The organism is Bartonella taylorii 8TBB, from assembly GCF_902825155.1.
Lineage (GTDB): Bacteria > Pseudomonadota > Alphaproteobacteria > Rhizobiales > Rhizobiaceae > Bartonella > Bartonella taylorii_A.
On sequence record NZ_CADEAG010000197.1, the window covers coordinates 1 to 398 of the forward strand.

At 37.2% G+C, this 398-nt stretch carries 1 protein-coding gene; it reads left to right on the top strand.

What is annotated here, in order from left to right:
* Positions 1 to 398 (top strand): preprotein translocase subunit SecY (locus J7R13_RS09280; RefSeq protein ID WP_425523236.1); only part of this gene is annotated, 398 nt, incomplete at both ends.

Genomic DNA, 398 nt, shown 5'->3' on the forward strand with positions numbered 1-398 from the left:
ATTATTGTACAGTTGCTAACTTCAATTGTTCCTACATTAGAATCTCTTAAAAAAGAAGGGGAATTAGGCCGTAAAATTATCAATCAATATACTCGTTACGTAACGGTAGTATTAGCGGTTCTGCAGGCTTTTGGTGTTGCGTTTGCACTTGAAACTGGTATAGGAATAGGACTTCAAATTGTTTTGGAGCAAGGTATAATGTTTCGTATTTCTGCTGTCATTACGCTGGTTGGTGGAACGATGTTTTTAATGTGGCTTGGTGAGCAAATTACATCTCGTGGTGTTGGTAATGGAGTTTCTCTTATTATTTTTACAGGTATCGTGGCTAATCTCCCTTCCACCTTTGCTCAACTTTTAACTGCTCATAGTCAGGCTGATTTATCGACTTTTTTGTTAAT